The sequence below is a fragment of the Teredinibacter franksiae genome, from assembly GCF_014218805.1.
Classification (GTDB): domain Bacteria; phylum Pseudomonadota; class Gammaproteobacteria; order Pseudomonadales; family Cellvibrionaceae; genus Teredinibacter; species Teredinibacter franksiae.
This window is the reverse complement of record NZ_JACJUV010000008.1, coordinates 299,780-316,122: the sequence shown is the minus strand read 5'-3', so window position 1 is coordinate 316,122 and position 16,343 is coordinate 299,780. Positions and strand designations below refer to the sequence as shown.

The 16,343-nt window shown below is 46.5% G+C and carries 12 protein-coding genes and 1 tRNA gene; 4 read left to right on the top strand and 9 right to left on the bottom strand.

Annotation, left to right across the window (positions count from 1 at the left end; translation table 11 throughout):
- Nucleotides 1-143 precede the first annotated feature (143 nt).
- The 8 genes from H5336_RS21100 to H5336_RS21065 form a co-directional block, all read right to left on the bottom strand.
- The gene (locus tag H5336_RS21100; RefSeq protein WP_185236429.1) at nt 144-1,121 is read right to left on the bottom strand and encodes a hypothetical protein; all 978 of its coding nucleotides are present in this window, start codon (nt 1,119-1,121) and stop codon (nt 144-146) included.
- Nucleotides 1,122-1,224: 103 nt separating this feature from the next.
- Nucleotides 1,225-2,754: an IS66 family transposase gene (tnpC, locus tag H5336_RS21095; RefSeq protein ID WP_185236428.1), complete on the bottom strand. Its 1,530-nt coding sequence runs from the start codon at nt 2,752-2,754 to the stop codon at nt 1,225-1,227.
- Between the two features lie 21 nt (nt 2,755-2,775).
- Nucleotides 2,776-3,132, bottom strand: a complete 357-nt coding sequence (tnpB, locus tag H5336_RS21090) for an IS66 family insertion sequence element accessory protein TnpB (protein WP_185231926.1) — start codon at nt 3,130-3,132, stop codon at nt 2,776-2,778.
- Nucleotides 3,129-3,413, bottom strand: coding sequence for an IS66 family insertion sequence element accessory protein TnpA (gene tnpA, locus H5336_RS21085; RefSeq protein ID WP_185231924.1), 285 nt, complete (start codon nt 3,411-3,413; stop codon nt 3,129-3,131). The genes tnpB and tnpA overlap by 4 nt, the downstream gene beginning before the upstream one ends.
- Nucleotides 3,414-3,678: 265 nt before the next feature.
- Nucleotides 3,679-4,269, bottom strand: a complete 591-nt coding sequence (locus H5336_RS21080) for an alkaline phosphatase family protein (protein WP_185236427.1) — start codon at nt 4,267-4,269, stop codon at nt 3,679-3,681.
- A 309-nt stretch (nt 4,270-4,578) separates the two neighbouring features.
- The gene (locus H5336_RS21075) at nt 4,579-6,693 is read right to left on the bottom strand and encodes a DUF5011 domain-containing protein (RefSeq protein ID WP_221628258.1); all 2,115 of its coding nucleotides are present in this window, start codon (nt 6,691-6,693) and stop codon (nt 4,579-4,581) included.
- A gap of 607 nt (nt 6,694-7,300) precedes the next feature.
- A complete protein-coding gene (locus tag H5336_RS21070; RefSeq protein ID WP_185236425.1) occupies nt 7,301-8,278 on the bottom strand; it encodes a hypothetical protein in 978 nt (325 codons plus the stop codon).
- A gap of 264 nt (nt 8,279-8,542) precedes the next feature.
- The gene (locus H5336_RS21065; RefSeq protein ID WP_185236424.1) at nt 8,543-10,105 is read right to left on the bottom strand and encodes an arylsulfatase; all 1,563 of its coding nucleotides are present in this window, start codon (nt 10,103-10,105) and stop codon (nt 8,543-8,545) included.
- 870 nt (nt 10,106-10,975) lie between these two features.
- On the opposite strand from H5336_RS21065, the gene H5336_RS21060 reads away from it, so the two are divergent.
- Nucleotides 10,976-11,482 carry a PEP-CTERM sorting domain-containing protein gene (locus H5336_RS21060; RefSeq protein WP_185236423.1) on the top strand — a complete coding sequence of 169 codons (507 nt, stop codon included), beginning with the start codon at nt 10,976-10,978 and terminating at the stop codon, nt 11,480-11,482.
- A 382-nt stretch (nt 11,483-11,864) separates the two neighbouring features.
- On the opposite strand, the gene H5336_RS21055 is transcribed toward H5336_RS21060, so the two are convergent.
- Nucleotides 11,865-11,951, bottom strand: a tRNA-Leu gene (locus H5336_RS21055).
- Between the two features lie 177 nt (nt 11,952-12,128).
- On the opposite strand from H5336_RS21055, the gene queA reads away from it, so the two are divergent.
- The 3 genes from queA to secD all read left to right on the top strand — a co-directional run bounded on the left by queA (nt 12,129) and on the right by secD (nt 16,339).
- Complete coding sequence (queA, locus tag H5336_RS21050; protein WP_185236422.1) at nt 12,129-13,217, top strand: tRNA preQ1(34) S-adenosylmethionine ribosyltransferase-isomerase QueA; 1,089 nt, start codon at nt 12,129-12,131, stop codon at nt 13,215-13,217.
- A gap of 11 nt (nt 13,218-13,228) precedes the next feature.
- Nucleotides 13,229-14,344: a tRNA guanosine(34) transglycosylase Tgt gene (tgt, locus tag H5336_RS21045; RefSeq protein ID WP_221628273.1), complete on the top strand. Its 1,116-nt coding sequence runs from the start codon at nt 13,229-13,231 to the stop codon at nt 14,342-14,344.
- 129 nt (nt 14,345-14,473) lie between these two features.
- Nucleotides 14,474-16,339 carry a protein translocase subunit SecD gene (gene secD / locus H5336_RS21040; protein ID WP_185236420.1) on the top strand — a complete coding sequence of 622 codons (1,866 nt, stop codon included), beginning with the start codon at nt 14,474-14,476 and terminating at the stop codon, nt 16,337-16,339.
- Nucleotides 16,340-16,343 lie beyond the last annotated feature (4 nt).

Sequence of the window (16,343 nt, the reverse complement as noted above, 5' to 3'; positions counted from 1 at the left end):
TTTGTAGGCTAGGTTGTTAATATTTTTCTTCGTTACCTGTGTGCCAAAAATAGGCGCCAAATGGCTAAAGTAGCCAATTTTCGAACGAGTTTAATCCTCTCTTGGGGAGAAAGTGGGGCGGGGCTTAATATCGGTTGGGGATTTTAGTTGAGTATCGCTTCACAATTGGCGTAAGCCGGTCTTCTTTGCAGCCCTAATGCCTTTGCTGCAAGCATTAGCTTCTCCTTACAGCCAGCCAAGCTTTTGAATTTGGATTCAAACTGGGTGGTAAGTACAAGCCATTCACGGCTGGAGATATTGAGTCGCTCTAGAATGGGAGGCAAGTTGTTGTCGATAAAGCCACGCTTGTCTTCACGAATAGCCCTTCCGGTAATATCCACAAGCTGCACGTAATCTTGCAGATGAAAGGCTAGGCCCTGGGGCATGGGTTCTCTTGGGTTACCCACAAATTCGGCGAGCCTTAATGGCTGCGGATTATCTGTTTTTAGGGTATCAATACGGCGTTTAATCGAGGTGTGGTCAGAGCTTTCTGGGGTTTTTGCCATTTTGGCTCGAATGGGGTTTAAATCCACGTAGGCCATACAGGCGGCTAAGGCTTTTTCATCGAGTAAGGCTTGTGACTTAAATCGGCTTTCCCAGAAGCGCCCGGTACACTGGTCTTCGGCATTTGCCATACGGGCAATAGGTTCGTTTAAAGCCCACATCCAGCGGCTGATATTGGCTAGTTCACGGCGCCAGTGCTCCAGTTTTTCTTTAACGGCGAGTATCTGGGCTTCGTCGAGTAGTTCACCCTTTAAAAATTTCTGAGTTAAGAGGGTGCCTTTGTAAAGCTTGTGCCAGCGTTCGCATACTTCTAGGTCCGTCAGGCTTTGGGCTTCAGCATTATTAATGTGTAACACTACGTGGTGGTGGTTGCTCATTACGGCATAGGCACATACGTCAATGCAGAAGACCTCACCCAAAAATAGAATGCGGTCTTCAACCCATTGACGGCGGTATTCGTAATCTTTGCCTGTTAACGCATCAAGGCCACAGAGAAAGGCTCTGCGTACACAGCGAGAGGTACAATGGTAGTAAGGTGTGGCTTCTAGGGAGATTTGTTGCTTCCTTGGGCGGGGCATGGATCATTCCTTGAGATTCTTAATGCTGTTTTAATGTACAGTAGTTTTTTGTTGGGTTCAAGTGTTTGTGTGGGTGTCCGTAAGAAAGTAAGCGCCAATCCGACTACAGGCTTGTATTCCAAGGCAGTAAGGCCTCAACCTGTTCGACACTTTGAGCGTTTGGAAGCTCTCTAAAAACCTGTACGAGGTAGTCATACACATTTAGCTCATTCGCCTTGGCGGTTTCGATCAAACTATAAAGGTTGGCGCTAGCTTTGGCACCCGCTTGGCTTTTGCTGAACATCCAATTCTTTCGACCAATTGTAAACGGACGTATTGATCTCTCCGCCGCGTTGTTATCAATTGGGTATCGACCATCGTCGACATAGCCAACCAAGCGACCCCATTGATTATTCAGGTACACCAAGGCTTTACCGATTGCCGTTTGTGGTGGCACAGTAACAAGGCTTTTCTCCATCCATGTTTTTAGTTTTTCGAGGATCGGCAAGGCGTCGCTTTGACGAATTTGGTAGCGTTTATCCGGCGGTTCGCCTTTGATTTTCTTCTCAATGACGTAGAGCTTTTGGATATAGGCTAAAGCTTGATCGGCTTTGCCCGTTTTTCCTTTCTTTTGTAATGCTTGTGCATCTTTAAACTTTCTTCTGGCGTGCGCCCAACAACCTATACGAGTAATGCCGTACTCAGTGCACGCTCTTTGGTAACCCTCATAGCCATCCACCATAATCGCAGCGTTATCTTGACTGAGCAGGTTTAGTGGTACTTGCTGGCTACGCGTATCAGCATAATGGAACACGCATGCGGGCTGGTGGCCGGTGTTGGTCATTACCCACATGTAGCTTTTACTTTGCGCTGCCTTTCCGGGCTCATCTAATACCTGCAGCGTGGTTTCATCTACATGCAAGCACGGTTGACTATGGAGATGATCGATCAGTAAGTTAATAAGTGGTTGTACTCGCTCACCGCATTTGACCATCCAGTTGGCCATATTCGTTCTATCCAGCTTAATGCCTATGCGCTTGAACATCTCGCTTTGGCGGTACAGCGGTAAGGCGTCAGCATATTTTTGAGTGGCGATGTAGGAAAGTAAGCTAGGACTAGCAATGCTTTTTTCGATGGGTTGTTTTGGCTTGCTCGCAGTAACAATATGATTGTCACAGCAGGGGCAAGCATATTTGAGCCGCTTATGCCGTATCACTTTGATCTTGGCTGGAATGATCTCTAATTGCTCATGATCGTCACTGCCAATGTTTTTAAGCTCGGAGCCATCGTGCGGGCATACTTTCTCCTCTTCCGGCAGGTCGTGGATAATGTCTTCACGTGGGAGGTTGTCTGGAAGGGTGATCCGAGGTTTACTTTTACGTGTATGGCTTTTAACAACCGTAGTTTCAGATTCTGAGATTAAAGCTTCATCAACCAGGCATTCTTCTACTTCATTAAATAAGCCCATCTGATCTGGCGATGATTTTTCACTAGAGGTGCCGAAGCGCTTACTGAGAAGATGTTTTATTTTTTCGTGAAGAGCCGATATTTGTGCATCACGCGCGGCTATTCTTTCTCCACTTTTTACTTTTTCAGCGGCGAGCTGCTCACGCAATAAATCATTTTCTTTTTGTAAGGCCGCTGCATCGTTCATAGCGGCTATTATACAAAATATTTAAACGACTTCGGTATACTTTAATTGCTGATGGGGCATAAATTTGGCAAAGTCGAAGCCGCGTAACAACCAACACCATTGCTCGTAGGTTATTGAAACCGTCGCCAGCGGCGCTTTCCTAGGCCATTTGAATTTAGCTTTTTCTAAACGCTTCTGCCAGAGGGAAAAACCGGTGCTATCCCAGTACAGGACTTTAAGCTGGCTACGGTTCTTATTGCAGAAGACAAACAAGGCACTATCGTAAACATCCAGCGCCATCTCTTCGCTGACGATGACGGCCAATCCATTAATGGCTTTGCGGAAATCTACAGGGTCACGGTGTAAGTAGATTGGAATTGAATCTCGCCACTGGATCATGCCAGAGAGCGCACCAATGAGACGAAGGACGGTATGGACATGGTCGCAGGGCAATGGATTTTACAATGGCCCACCTCTACAGTCAGGCCTTCAGGTGAGGCTGGCTCCAACTGCACAATAGCTTTCGCAAAAGCACCACCGTCTTGAGCTTTGCGCTTGGAGAGCTTTAAGTTGAAATATTTGGTATTGAGATTGTGTTGTTTGCAGAACTCTGTCTGCGAGAGCCCTGACGAATCGAATTTTTCGAAAATCTCGGGCCAATTGTATTTTTGGTAAGCCATACAGCCTCCTTGATAAGTGAGGCTGTAGAGTAGTGAGTGATTCAAGCTGACTGAAGGGTGTAGTTCGTTTGGCGCTTACGTAAGAAAAACGTTAAGGGGCACGTACTAAGAGAATTATTCCCGTCAATCAAAGGGGAGTGGGTGTCCTCGTGAGCGTCTAGTTATAGTATAAAAAAAGGCTCCTGAAGGAGCCTTGGTGTTAAATTTATTTACGACACTGAGGCTCCTATTTTGAAAAAGGGTATAGGCGCCAGCCAGAGCTACATTAATTGATGGGTGATGATATCTCTAATTCCTTCATGACTTTTTGTAACTTAATCGTGTTGTAATTAACATCTACATTAAGTGACTGACCTTGCTGGAATGGATAGCTTTCAAGAGTACCGAAAAATTCCATCAACTTTTCTTGAACAGGAACAAATAGCCACATATTGTCAGCCATCCAGCGGAGATGCATAGGTGATTCTATCTGAGCGTCTTCAAATGGGTCTGCACGTAAATGGGCGATACGAGGCCACCCCGGTATAACTCTTACACCATTAGCAATATCACCTTCTGTATAGGCAAAGGTTACCTTCCAGTCGTTCCATCGAACGGCATTCAGGTCGCCGTCTGCACTAAAATAGTAGATGGAATCGCGCGGTGACTCTTTAGTTTTACCACTGAAGTAGGGTAAAAAGTTATAGCCATCAGCATGCACTTTAAATTTCTTTCCATTGGCTTTATGCCCCTTTTTCAGCTTCGCTACAATATCGGGATCACCCGCAGCGGCCAGTAAGGTGGGTAACCAGTCTTCCTGAGACATAATGGCATTGATATTGGTGCCTGCTTTAATGACACCGGGCCAGCGTACCAATTGAGGAACACGAAGACAAATCAGACAAATTGGACAGCCATGTTAAGAAAATTTTTTCCTCGTTCGCTCCCCGGACTCCGTTTCGGAGCTTCGCACTCGACCTCCACTACGGCCGCAACTGGGCGGCGTTATGTTTTTGGAGGAGGTGTTAGTGTGGGTGTCTGCAAGCGTTACGGTTGTAGTGGCTACCCAGCGACAAGTGATAATCGACCAAACCGGGTAGCGGTTATGACGGCGAAAAAGGCATTGTTCCCCGTAATGGGATAATCATGATATTCGTGCTTCAACGGCAAACTATCTGATTCTATTTTACGGTCTGATATCTTTCAGGTACAGATCAATCCAATCTTGACGTCGATATTTGAAAACACTAGCGCCATTACAACTACCATACTCGCCTTGCCACTCACGATACCACGGCTGCGAAAGAGCACCTCCGGCCATAGATGGGAGGGTGGAATAAGGGTCCTGCTTATATTCGGCATAAGTATCAAACTCATTACCACCTGCAATAAATGTATACGCCCCAACACGATTATCTCTATTCCAAAGATACTTCCCGTTGCCAATCCCACTAGGTCCGCTGCCTGTATATGTGCAAACCCAGTCGGTAGTGCCATCGTGATTGCAATCACCATAACCAAGAGAATAATTGTCTGCTGGCGACCCAGGTAAGTTAGGCGCAACCCTTTTCACAATTTCGTCAAAATGAGATTTATAGCTATTGCTGTCCGCAGCGCCTAGGCACACTTTCCATATTGCCGTCGAATCTTCATCGGTAAATCCTTCCACAGCGGCAATCCCGCCTGTGGCTCGATGTTGAGGGTGTTTAATAGTAATGTCTCCAAACGCTTCACTACTACACACACTTGGTGAACCCCCGTCCTCCCACAAGCAATCAAAAAACTCCACGAACTCCGGGGCGCTTTGTAGCATTGCCTCCCAGCTTGCTCCATTCAATTTAGTTGGGCTATACAACCAACCTGAAAATACGTTTGCTAACCACTCAGCGTCGTTCTGTAAACCATAATTTAGATAATCTAATTCCCAATTTCCGGCAGCACTTCTCCCTTTCAGTATATCCGGATTTGACTCACGCGTGTGATACACGAAGTTCGCCCACATTGTAAACACATCTTGAAAGAGAATGCCCACTTCGTCATTTCTAGGGTCCTCTACTGCGCCCCATTGCCAACCATGCATACTTTCGTGTGCTATCGTAAACCAACCCGCATTTGGGCCACAGCTAATCGTTCGAGGCGCGCCGCTATATCCGCAAACACTTGCGCCAGTTTGAATATGCACCCCAGAAGCTGAACCACCACCGGTAATCCCTCTTAACATTTGTTGCATTTGACTTAAAGGCATACCTCGATCAATCATATCTTGATAAAACGTTTGAAACCGTATTTTTGTATCAGAATATACTGTGGGAGCGTCACGACCATCACCGAAGACCAACGGCTCATCCGTCCAGGAACTTCCATTTTTCTTGTGTCGCTGCACATGTAATACAAACGACCCGTTAACTTCGTCCCCTAGCGGTACAACTACTTGCCCGACCAAAAAATTACCAACAATTTCATAATCATCTATTGCTTTCGCGACAACAGCAACGCGACGTATCTTAGTGGCAACATTACCCGCCTTATCGATAGCGGTATAAGTAATACTATAAATATTCGGTATACGATTATTTACCGCTCCACTAGTAGCAACAAGAATATCCCCATCAACATTATCAGTAGCTGTTGCTCCCGCGTCAGTATATGTATCTCCTTCATATATACTAAGAGATTCTTCACCGTTTATTTTTATAATTGGTTTTACTGTATCCGCTGCAGTTAACACCTCAACAAGCCGTATTTTACTCGCTCTGTTACCTGCCGCATCTTCTGCTGAATAAGTTAGCGTATATTGTCCTGCATTATTCGATTCAACACGTCCTTCGACAACCACAAGCACTTTTTCATCAACATTATCTGCTACCGTTGCACCGGGATCTACAAACGTAGATCCAAATATAATCGACATTTCCGCGCTGCCAATTAGGGTAATTAGTGGTGCAGTAATATCGACAAATTCAACTTTGATTGTTCGCTGCTTTATCGCTGAATTCCCGGACGAGTCAACTGCACTGTAAACCACAATATAAGTGCCAACCTCATTGCTATCCACTATTCCCGTCGTTGTCACTTCCACGCTGCCATCGGTATCGTCAACGGCTATTGCACCAGCGTCTAGGTATTCATCACCCTGATTGAGAATGACTATAGCGTCGCCATTAATGGATATAATTGGAGCAGTAAGGTCATCTTGCACTTCTTCAACACCCAGAAGCTCCTCTTCACTACCTCCACAAGCAATTAGTACCACACCGCATAGAACGACGAAAAAACCTTTAAAAAACAACACGCTAAACATATTTAGCACTTTATTACCCCTAATTATCACCTAGGAAATTCAACTATAGAACGAACTCAAAAAGAAGCTTAACACGACATATATACTATTAGATCTCTGAAGTAACACGCTGCCCATTGAGTCTCAATACAAAATAAAACATCGAACCGACTCCCCAGTATCAGCAAAATAATTAGAACACCAGATTGCATTTTCAAAAAAATCCAACGAATTCGTTCACCCTGTTGTTTTGGATAATCTAGAGAAAATAAACTGGAAGGTATATGGATGAAGCGGGGGGAAACACTTTCGGACACCCACACTAACACTTGGATGTGGCCATAAAGATATAGATGTAGACGTTATGTCTACATCTGGGATGACGTATATGCAAATGTTAGCTTCAATAGGAGAGTACATCGTGGAATTAAAAGAATAAATAAGACAGCCATATTAAGAAAAAGTACAGCCGAATAGCTAGTAGATTTGTAGGCTAGGTTGTTGATATTTTTCCTCGTTACCTGTGTGCCAAAAATAGGCGCCAAATGGCTAAAGTAGCCAATTTTCGAACGAGTTTAATCCTCTCTTGGGGAGAAAGTGGGGCGGGGCTTAATATCGGTTGGGGATTTTAGTTGAGTATCGCTTCACAATTGGCGTAAGCCGGTCTTCTTTGCAGCCCTAATGCCTTTGCTGCAAGCATTAGCTTATCTTTGCAGCCAACCAAACTTTTGAATTTGGATTCAAACTGGGTGGTCAGTACAAGCCATTCATGGTTGGAGATATTGAGGCGCTCAAGAATGGGGGGTAAGTTGTTGTCGATAAAGCCACGTTTGTCTTCACGAATAGCCCTTCCGGTAATATCCACAAGCTGCACGTAATCTTGTAGATGAAAGGGTAGGCCCTGGGGCATGGGTTCTCTTGGGTTACCCACAAATTCGGCGAGTTTTAAAGGCTGAGGGTTATCTGTTTCTAGGGTATCAATACGGCGTTTTATTGAGGTGTGGTCAGAGCTTTCTGGGGTTTTTGCCATTTTGGCTCGAATGGGGTTTAAATCCACGTAGGCCATACAGGCGGCTAAGGCTTTTTCATCGAGTAAGGCTTGTGACTTAAATCGGCTTTCCCAGAAGCGCCCGGTACACTGGTCTTCGGCATTTGCCATACGGGCAATAGGTTCGTTTAAAGCCCACATCCAGCGGCTGATATTGGCTAGTTCACGGCGCCAGTGCTCCAGTTTTTCTTTAACGGCGAGTATCTGGGCTTCGTCGAGTAGTTCACCCTTTAAAAATTTCTGAGTTAAGAGGGTGCCTTTGTAAAGCTTGTGCCAGCGTTCGCATACTTCTAGGTCCGTCAGGCTTTGGGCTTCAGCATTATTAATGTGTAACACTACGTGGTGGTGGTTGCTCATTACGGCATAGGCACATACGTCAATGCAGAAGACCTCACCCAAAAATAGAATGCGGTCTTCAACCCATTGACGGCGGTATTCGTAATCTTTGCCTGTTAACGCATCAAGGCCACAGAGAAAGGCTCTGCGTACACAGCGAGAGGTACAATGGTAGTAAGGTGTGGCTTCTAGGGAGATTTGTTGCTTCCTTGGGCGGGGCATGGATCATTCCTTGAGATCCTTAATGCTGTTTTAATGTACAGTAGTTTTTTGTTGGGTTCAAGTGTTTGTGTGGGTGTCCGTAAGAAAAACGTAAAGGGGCACGTACTAAGAGAATTATTCCCGTCAATCAAAGGGGAGTGGGTGTCCTCGTGAGCGTCTAGTTATAGTATAAAAAAGGCTCCTGAAGGAGCCTTGGTGTTAAATTTGTTTACGACACTGAGGCTCCTATTTTGAAAAAGGGTATAGGCGCCAGCCAGAGCTACATTAATTGATGGGTGATGATATCTCTAATTCCTTCATGACTTTTTGTAACTTAATCGTGTTGTAATTAACATCTACATTAAGTGACTGACCTTGCTGGAATGGATAGCTTTCAAGAGTACCGAAAAATTCCATCAACTTTTCTTGAACAGGAACAAATAGCCACATATTGTCAGCCATCCAGCGGAGATGCATAGGTGATTCTATCTGAGCGTCTTCAAATGGGTCTGCACGTAAATGGGCGATACGAGGCCACCCCGGTATAACTCTTACACCATTAGCAATATCACCTTCTGTATAGGCAAAGGTTACCTTCCAGTCGTTCCATCGAACGGCATTCAGGTCGCCGTCTGCACTAAAATAGTAGATGGAATCGCGCGGTGACTCTTTAGTTTTACCACTGAAGTAGGGTAAAAAGTTATAGCCATCAGCATGCACTTTAAATTTCTTTCCATTGGCTTTATGCCCCTTTTTCAGCTTCGCTACAATATCGGGATCACCCGCAGCGGCCAGTAAGGTGGGTAACCAGTCTTCCTGAGACATAATGGCATTGATATTGGTGCCTGCCTTAATGACACCGGGCCAGCGTACCAATTGAGGAACACGCATTCCGCCTTCCCAGGTTGTGCCTTTTTCACCGTGGAACGGGGTAGTACCGCCATCAGGCCAAGTAAATTTCTCTGCGCCGTTGTCGGTGCTGTAGACCACAATAGTATTATCGGCGATGCCAAGGTCATCAAGCTTCTTCAATAACACACCCACATGGCCATCATGCTCAACCATGCCATCAGGGTAGAGGCCTATACCCGTTTTACCTTTAGATTCGGGCTTTAACCGAGTCCACACATGCATGCGGGTAGCACTCATCCACATAAAAAAGGGTTTATTCGCTGTGTGAGCCTTATCGATAAACTTCAAGCCAGCGGCTAAAAATTCTTCATCAGCCGTTTCCATGCGCTTACGCGTCATCGGCCCAGTGTCTTCAATTTTACCGTCAGCGTAAGCTCGAATAACACCACGAGGCGCATACTTCTTTAGGAACTCAGGGTCTTTGGGGTAGTAATACGTTTCGGGTTCTTCCTCGGCGTTAAGGTGGTATAGGTTACCGAAAAACTCATCAAAGCCATGGGCTGTGGGTAAATGCTTATCTTGATCACCTAGGTGGTTTTTCCCAAATTGACCCGTCACGTAGCCTTTTTCTTTTAATAGATCAGCAATGGTTGGTGCCCAGTCTGGAATACCATGCTCTGAGCCTGGCATACCAATGGTAAGCAAGCCTGTACGAAAGGGGTGTTGGCCTAGCACAAAGGACGCGCGGCCTGCTGTACATGTTTGCTGGGCGTAATGATCTGTAAACAGTGCGCCTTCTTTGGCGATGCGGTCAATGTTAGGGGTTTTGTAGCCCATCATGCCGTGGTTATAGGCACTAATATTGTACATGCCTATATCGTCGCCCCAAATCACCAGGATGTTCGGCTTTGGCGCGGCAAAAGCACTTACGGCCATTAGGCCAATGGTTATTGCTAGAATTCCCCTTAAAAACTTACGGTAATCTTTTCTTGTCATTCTTTAAGCCTCATATGCTTGAAACGTTATTCATTCTTCATGTTAAGTGCTTAGACTCTGATTGTATAGGTTGCATACCCCAAAATGCCCGTTTAGCGGCAGCGGCAGCAGCAGCGGCAGCAGCAGCGGCAGCAGCAGCGGCAGCAGCAAGAAAAACAGGCAAGATTAGATCAGGCTTAGACAAAAAACCCCCGCACAATTTCAATGTGCGAGGTTTGAATTGTTACTGGTGATACGCTGATTTTTTAAAACGTTCTAATCGCTATTTGTACCCTATACCGGGTCTATAACCCTCAAGAAATGCCGTTGTAGGTAAGCAATGAAGCTCGGAAATAAATAACGGAAATAAATAAGACAGCGGAAATAAATAAGACAGCCATATTAAGAAAAAGTACAGCCGAATAGTTAGTGGGTTTGTAGGCTAGGTTGTTGATATTTTCCCTCGTTACCTGTGTGCCACAAATGGGCGCCCAAGTATTGGTGTGGGTGTCCGAAAACCACTTTCCCTTTTGCCGTTAATAATGCCTTAACGGCTGGTGATACATTTTGTGATTCTGTTTGAATAGCACCTAGAACCATCCATTTTCAAATCATGGTGAGTGGGTGTCCTCGTGTGCCATTCTTGGTTTTTACATCAAGGGGTAAGTGCAACATTCTCGAGCGGCTTAGCCAAACGTCTAAAAAATTAAGGGGTAAGGAGGTGGATGCTAAGGTTGAAAGCGTCGGTACAGTTTACGGAATACGCGCCACAACAATCGGCGTGGGGGAAGATGTAAGGCTAACGTATTGATTTTATAATAAAAAAAGGTGTTGGCGCGAAAATTGCCATGGGTTGAGCGAATAATAAAATTATTTAATTTGGAGATTATTATGCTTACCCGAAAATCTGCAGTGCAATCAGTTATTGCGTCAATGCTTCTTGTGTTGTTAGCCATACCTGCTCATGCTGGCTTAATGGGCGACACTATTTCAGCCTCGGGAGTCAGCCTTAACCCTGGCTCAGCAACCGTGGGCGCAGGTGTTGAGTTTATTGGTACTCACGGTTATTTGAGCTTTGATTTTTCTGACGACATACTGACCATAACATCAAGTTCCTCCAGTTTGGGCTGGGGCGGGTTTGGTGATTATGTGTTTAGCGATTTTGATGAAATTATTACTGATTTTTCGCTTTTATCCAACGATGGCTTCAGCGGTGGAATTGTCGATAACTTTAGTTTTGATGCGAATAGCATCACTTTGGATATGGCGTCTGGTGGCTTCTTGGCAGGGTCTGCTCTTCAATTTAGCATTAACTCGGTTCCTGTTCCCGAACCTTCGTCCTTAGTGCTTTTGTGTCTTGGTATTATTGGCCTCGGGTTTAGTCGTAAAAAAGCGTAATATTTTAGTCATTAAACACATCGCTGTAGAAACATACGGCGATGTGTTGAACGAAATGACCGTGGTCAGGCCTTACGTTTTAAATTCATGTTTATTCAAACCCACCCAAAACCCTCAATAAAAGCACTCCTCCCCCCCCTGCGGCGCAAGCACGTTTTAGCGACCACTGAAATTGGGATTTTACGGCAGGCCTTACGGTGTTTGAGCATTGCCCTCTATCCCTATTTCACATAATGAACAAAGCAGAAAAGAAGTGAAGATTAAGTGCGATAAAAAAAATGCGTAGACACTTTGGCGATATTTGGTCTGTTTTGGGGAGAAGGGCGTTGTTGACGGTTGGCGGGCTGAGCCGCTAACTTGTTGATATATAAAGGGAAAAATTTGGTACCAGCGGGCGGACTTGAACCGCCACGTCCGTGAGGACGGGGGATTTTGAATCCCCTATGTCTACCAATTCCATCACGCTGGCATTTAATTCGATATTGCATCGCGGCCGGGCTTTTCTAGCCAAACCGTCTGAGGCGCGAGATTATAACAGTGCTTTTTGTTGGGTCAACCATTTCCGGTTGTTTGAAACATGGAAAATCGACCGAAATTCTATTAACCTTGCGGCCCTCCAACTTACACGTCTGATTATTATTTCGCCATGCGCCGCCAAGATTTTTTCTACGACCTCCCAGATAAACTTATTGCCCGCCAACCTGCGGCCGAACGCCGTGGTAGTCGTTTGTTGTCGCTTAACGGTGAATCCGGTGCGTTAGGGGATGGAACGTTTGCTGATATTCTCCAGCTGGTAGATGAAGGCGACCTGATGGTGTTTAACGATACGCGGGTTATTCCGGCTCGGTTATTCGGTCAGAAAGAAACCGGTGGAAAACTGGAGATTTTGGTGGAACGGGTGTTGTCCCGTGAGCGGGTGCTCGCCCATATCCGTTCCAGTAAGTCGCCGCAGGCGGGTTCTGTCATTATATTGGAAGACGGAACAACGCTAACGGTGGCAGGGCGAAAGGGGCCGTTGTTCGAGCTTATTTTCCCTGATAGTTCTCCAGTTTTAGCGCTTCTCGACCGCCTAGGGCATATGCCTTTGCCCCCGTATATCGATAGGCCGGACGATGATACCGATAAGGAGCGCTACCAAACCGTATACGGCAAAAATGAAGGTGCGGTAGCTGCACCAACCGCTGGCCTGCACTTTGACGAAGCCTTGCTGCAGCAGTTAACCGAAAAGGGTGTACAGATAGCCTTTGTGACCCTTCACGTTGGCGCGGGTACCTTTCAACCGGTACGTGTAGACAATATTCTGCAGCACGAAATGCACTCGGAGGTGATGGCTTTGTCGTCTGAGCTTTGTGAGCAGGTAAAATCGACTAAAGCGGCGGGCAAGCGGGTAATTGCTGTGGGTACTACCAGTGTTCGCTGTTTAGAAACGGCCGCTGCAGGGGAAGAGATTGAGCCTTTTCAGGGCGATACCAATATTTTTATTTATCCGGGTTACCAATTTCGGGTAGTGGATGCGCTTTTAACCAATTTCCATTTGCCCGAATCGACACTGATGATGCTGGTGTCGGCGTTTGCAGGGTATAGCAATACGATGCGGGCATACGACCAAGCCGTTACACGGGCCTACCGCTTCTTCAGCTACGGTGATGCGATGTTTATTTCTCGCAACCCCAGTGCGGCTGACGAAAGCGTTGGCAATTCTCCTGATACACATACTCCCAGTACCTCGTTATGACAGACACCTTCATGCAATTTGAATTAGATAACTCGGACGGTAAAGCCCGTCGCGGTCGGTTGAAGTTTCCGCGCGGGAACGTTGAAACGCCGGCGTTTATGCCTGTGGGCACTTACGGCACGGTAAAAGGTATGCTGCCACGGGATATTCAGGCCGTGGGTGCCGAGATTATTTTGGGGAACACCTTCCACTTGATGCTGCGCCCCGGTACTGAGGTTATAAAGGCCCACGGTGATTTGCATGATTTTATGCAGTGGCATGGGCCAATACTTACCGATAGCGGTGGTTTTCAGGTTTTCAGCCTGGGTGATATTCGAAAAATTACCGAAGCAGGTGTTAAGTTTCGCTCGCCTATTGATGGCAGCGAGGTCTTCCTCGACCCCGAGCGCGCGGTTCAGGTGCAGCGGGATCTGGGTTCGGATATTGTAATGATCTTCGATGAATGTACGCCATACCCCGCAACTGAGCAGGAAGCGCGTACTTCCATGGAGCTTTCGTTGCGCTGGGCCAAGCGCAGTAAGGATGCCCACGAGGGCAACCCTTCGGCGCTGTTTGGCATAATACAGGGCGGTATGTACGAGCAGCTGCGAGCTGAATCGCTGGCGGGTCTGGAGGCGTTTGGTTTTGACGGTTACGCCATTGGTGGTTTGTCTGTGGGTGAGCCGAAAGCCGATATGATTCGAATTCTCGATAGCCTCGCCGATAAAATGCCAGCCGATAAGCCGCGCTATTTGATGGGTGTGGGTAAGCCCGAGGACATAGTAGAAGCCGTGTGCCGCGGTGTGGATATGTTTGATTGCGTTATGCCCACCCGAAATGCCCGTAACGGCCACCTGTTTACGCGCACAGGCGTTATTAAAATACGCAATGCAAAGCACCGCCACGATACTGGCCCACTTGATGCCCGTTGTGATTGTTATACCTGTACGAACTTCAGCCGTGCCTACTTGCACCATTTAGACAAGTGCGGTGAAATTTTGGGCGCCCAGTTGAATACTATTCATAATCTCCGTCACTATCAGCTGATTATGCAAGAATTGCGGGATGCCATTGCTGAAAATAGGTTAGATGCCTACGTAGCAGAATTTTACCTGCGTCAGGACAAAACGAGATTCGCCCTTGAATAATGCCTGCTCGGCGCCCATCTTTGGGTCGAAGCGGGTATAATCCCGCCACTTTACGGCTCTAGCAGTGAATAGGGCCCACTATAACGCTTAAAAAGCGACCAATAATCGCATTGCTTTTTGGACTTCTACATGAACCGTTACCCCTTTTGGAAATACCTACTGATCTTGGTTATTGTGGTTGTAGGTTTTTTCTACGCACTTCCCAATATCTACGCCCCCGACCCCGCTGTACAAATTTCAGGCTCCTCCGTATCCCTTGAGATTACCGAGCGAGACATGAAAAAGGCCGAGCAAGTGCTTAAGGACCTCGGTATTGAATATTTTGGTGCAGAGTTTGATAAGGGCAATGGCCTGGTTCGCTTGCGTGAACAGGCTGATCAATTGGCCGCGCAGCGTAAAATTCAGGAAGCCCTAGGCAAAGATTTTGTTGTAGCCGTAAACCTGGCGCCTACCACACCAGATTGGTTGCTGGGCATTGGCGCAGGGCCAATGAAGCTGGGCCTCGACTTGGCCGGCGGCGTGCACTTTTTGTTGGAGGTCGATACGCCTAAGGTGTTGGCGGAAGAGATGGAGAGCACCGAAGACTATATTCGCAAGCACATTCGCAAAGAGCGGTTGCGCGGTGTAGAAGTGCGGGTACGAGACAGTATTATTACTATTTCTACTGAATCTGATGAGCAGCGTCAGGCGATTACTTCTATGCTGCGTTCGGACTTGCGCGAGCTGGAGTACGAAAAATCAGAGCAAGATGGCAAGTTTCTTCTGCGCGCGCAGCTAAGCCAAGCTTATATTCGTGAGAAAGAAGATTATGCGGTTACCCAAAACTTAACCACACTGCGTAATCGAGTGAATGAAATTGGTGTAGCCGAACCCATGGTACAACGCCAGGGACGTAATCGAATTGTGGTGGAATTGCCGGGTATTCAAGACACTGCACGTGCAAAAGCTATTATTGGTAAAACGGCTAATCTTCAATTTCGCTTAGAAGCTGATGCCAAAACGCTGGCTTCACAGCGTGAAACCTACCCGTATCGCAATGAAGATACGCAGCGCCAATACGGCAGCCCTACCATTGAAAAACGACCCATTGCAACGGGGAAAAATGTTACTAATGCGCAAGTGGGCTTCGACCCCGATACCAGTCAGCCTCAGGTGAATATCACCATGGACAGCCAGGGCGGCTCGTTAATGCACAAGAAAACACGTAATAATATTAAACGCCGAATGGCTGTATTGTTTATCGAATATAAAACCGAAACTAAGCGCACGATCGATGAAAATGGTGAGGAAGAAATCACCTACAGTCAAACGCCAGAAACCAGCATTATTAGTTTGGCAACCATTCAAGGTGCGCTGGGTAAATCTTTTCGGATTACCGGCTTAGAAAACCCCCAAGCGGCTTCTGAATTGGCGTTATTGCTGCGTGCCGGTGCACTGGCCGCGCCCATGGGCTTTGTGGAAGAGCGAACCATTGGCCCATCTTTGGGTGCTGAAAATATTGCGCTGGGTGTTAAGTCGGTAAAAATTGGCTTGGCGTTAGTATTAATATTTATGTTGTTTTATTACCGCGCCTTTGGGCTTGCGGCCAATATTGCTCTTGCCACCAACATGGTGTTGCTGATTGCGGTAATGTCCATTTTTGGCGCAACGCTAACGTTGCCGGGTATTGCCGGTATTGTGCTTACGGTGGGTATGGCAGTAGATGCAAACGTTTTGATTTTCTCGCGAATTAGAGAAGAGCTTGCCAACGCTGTGCCGCCGCAAACGGCGATTAAAACAGGTTTTGATCGCGCATTCGAAACTATTATGGATGCCAATATTACAACCTTTATTGTGGCGATTATTCTCTACGCCATTGGTACCGGCTCGGTGAAGGGTTTTGCGGTTACCTTGGCAATTGGTATTGTTACTTCCATGTTTACCGCCATTATGGGTACACGCGCGATTGTTAATCTTATGTACGGCGGTCGTCGTGTTGAGAAACTCTGGATTTAATTGA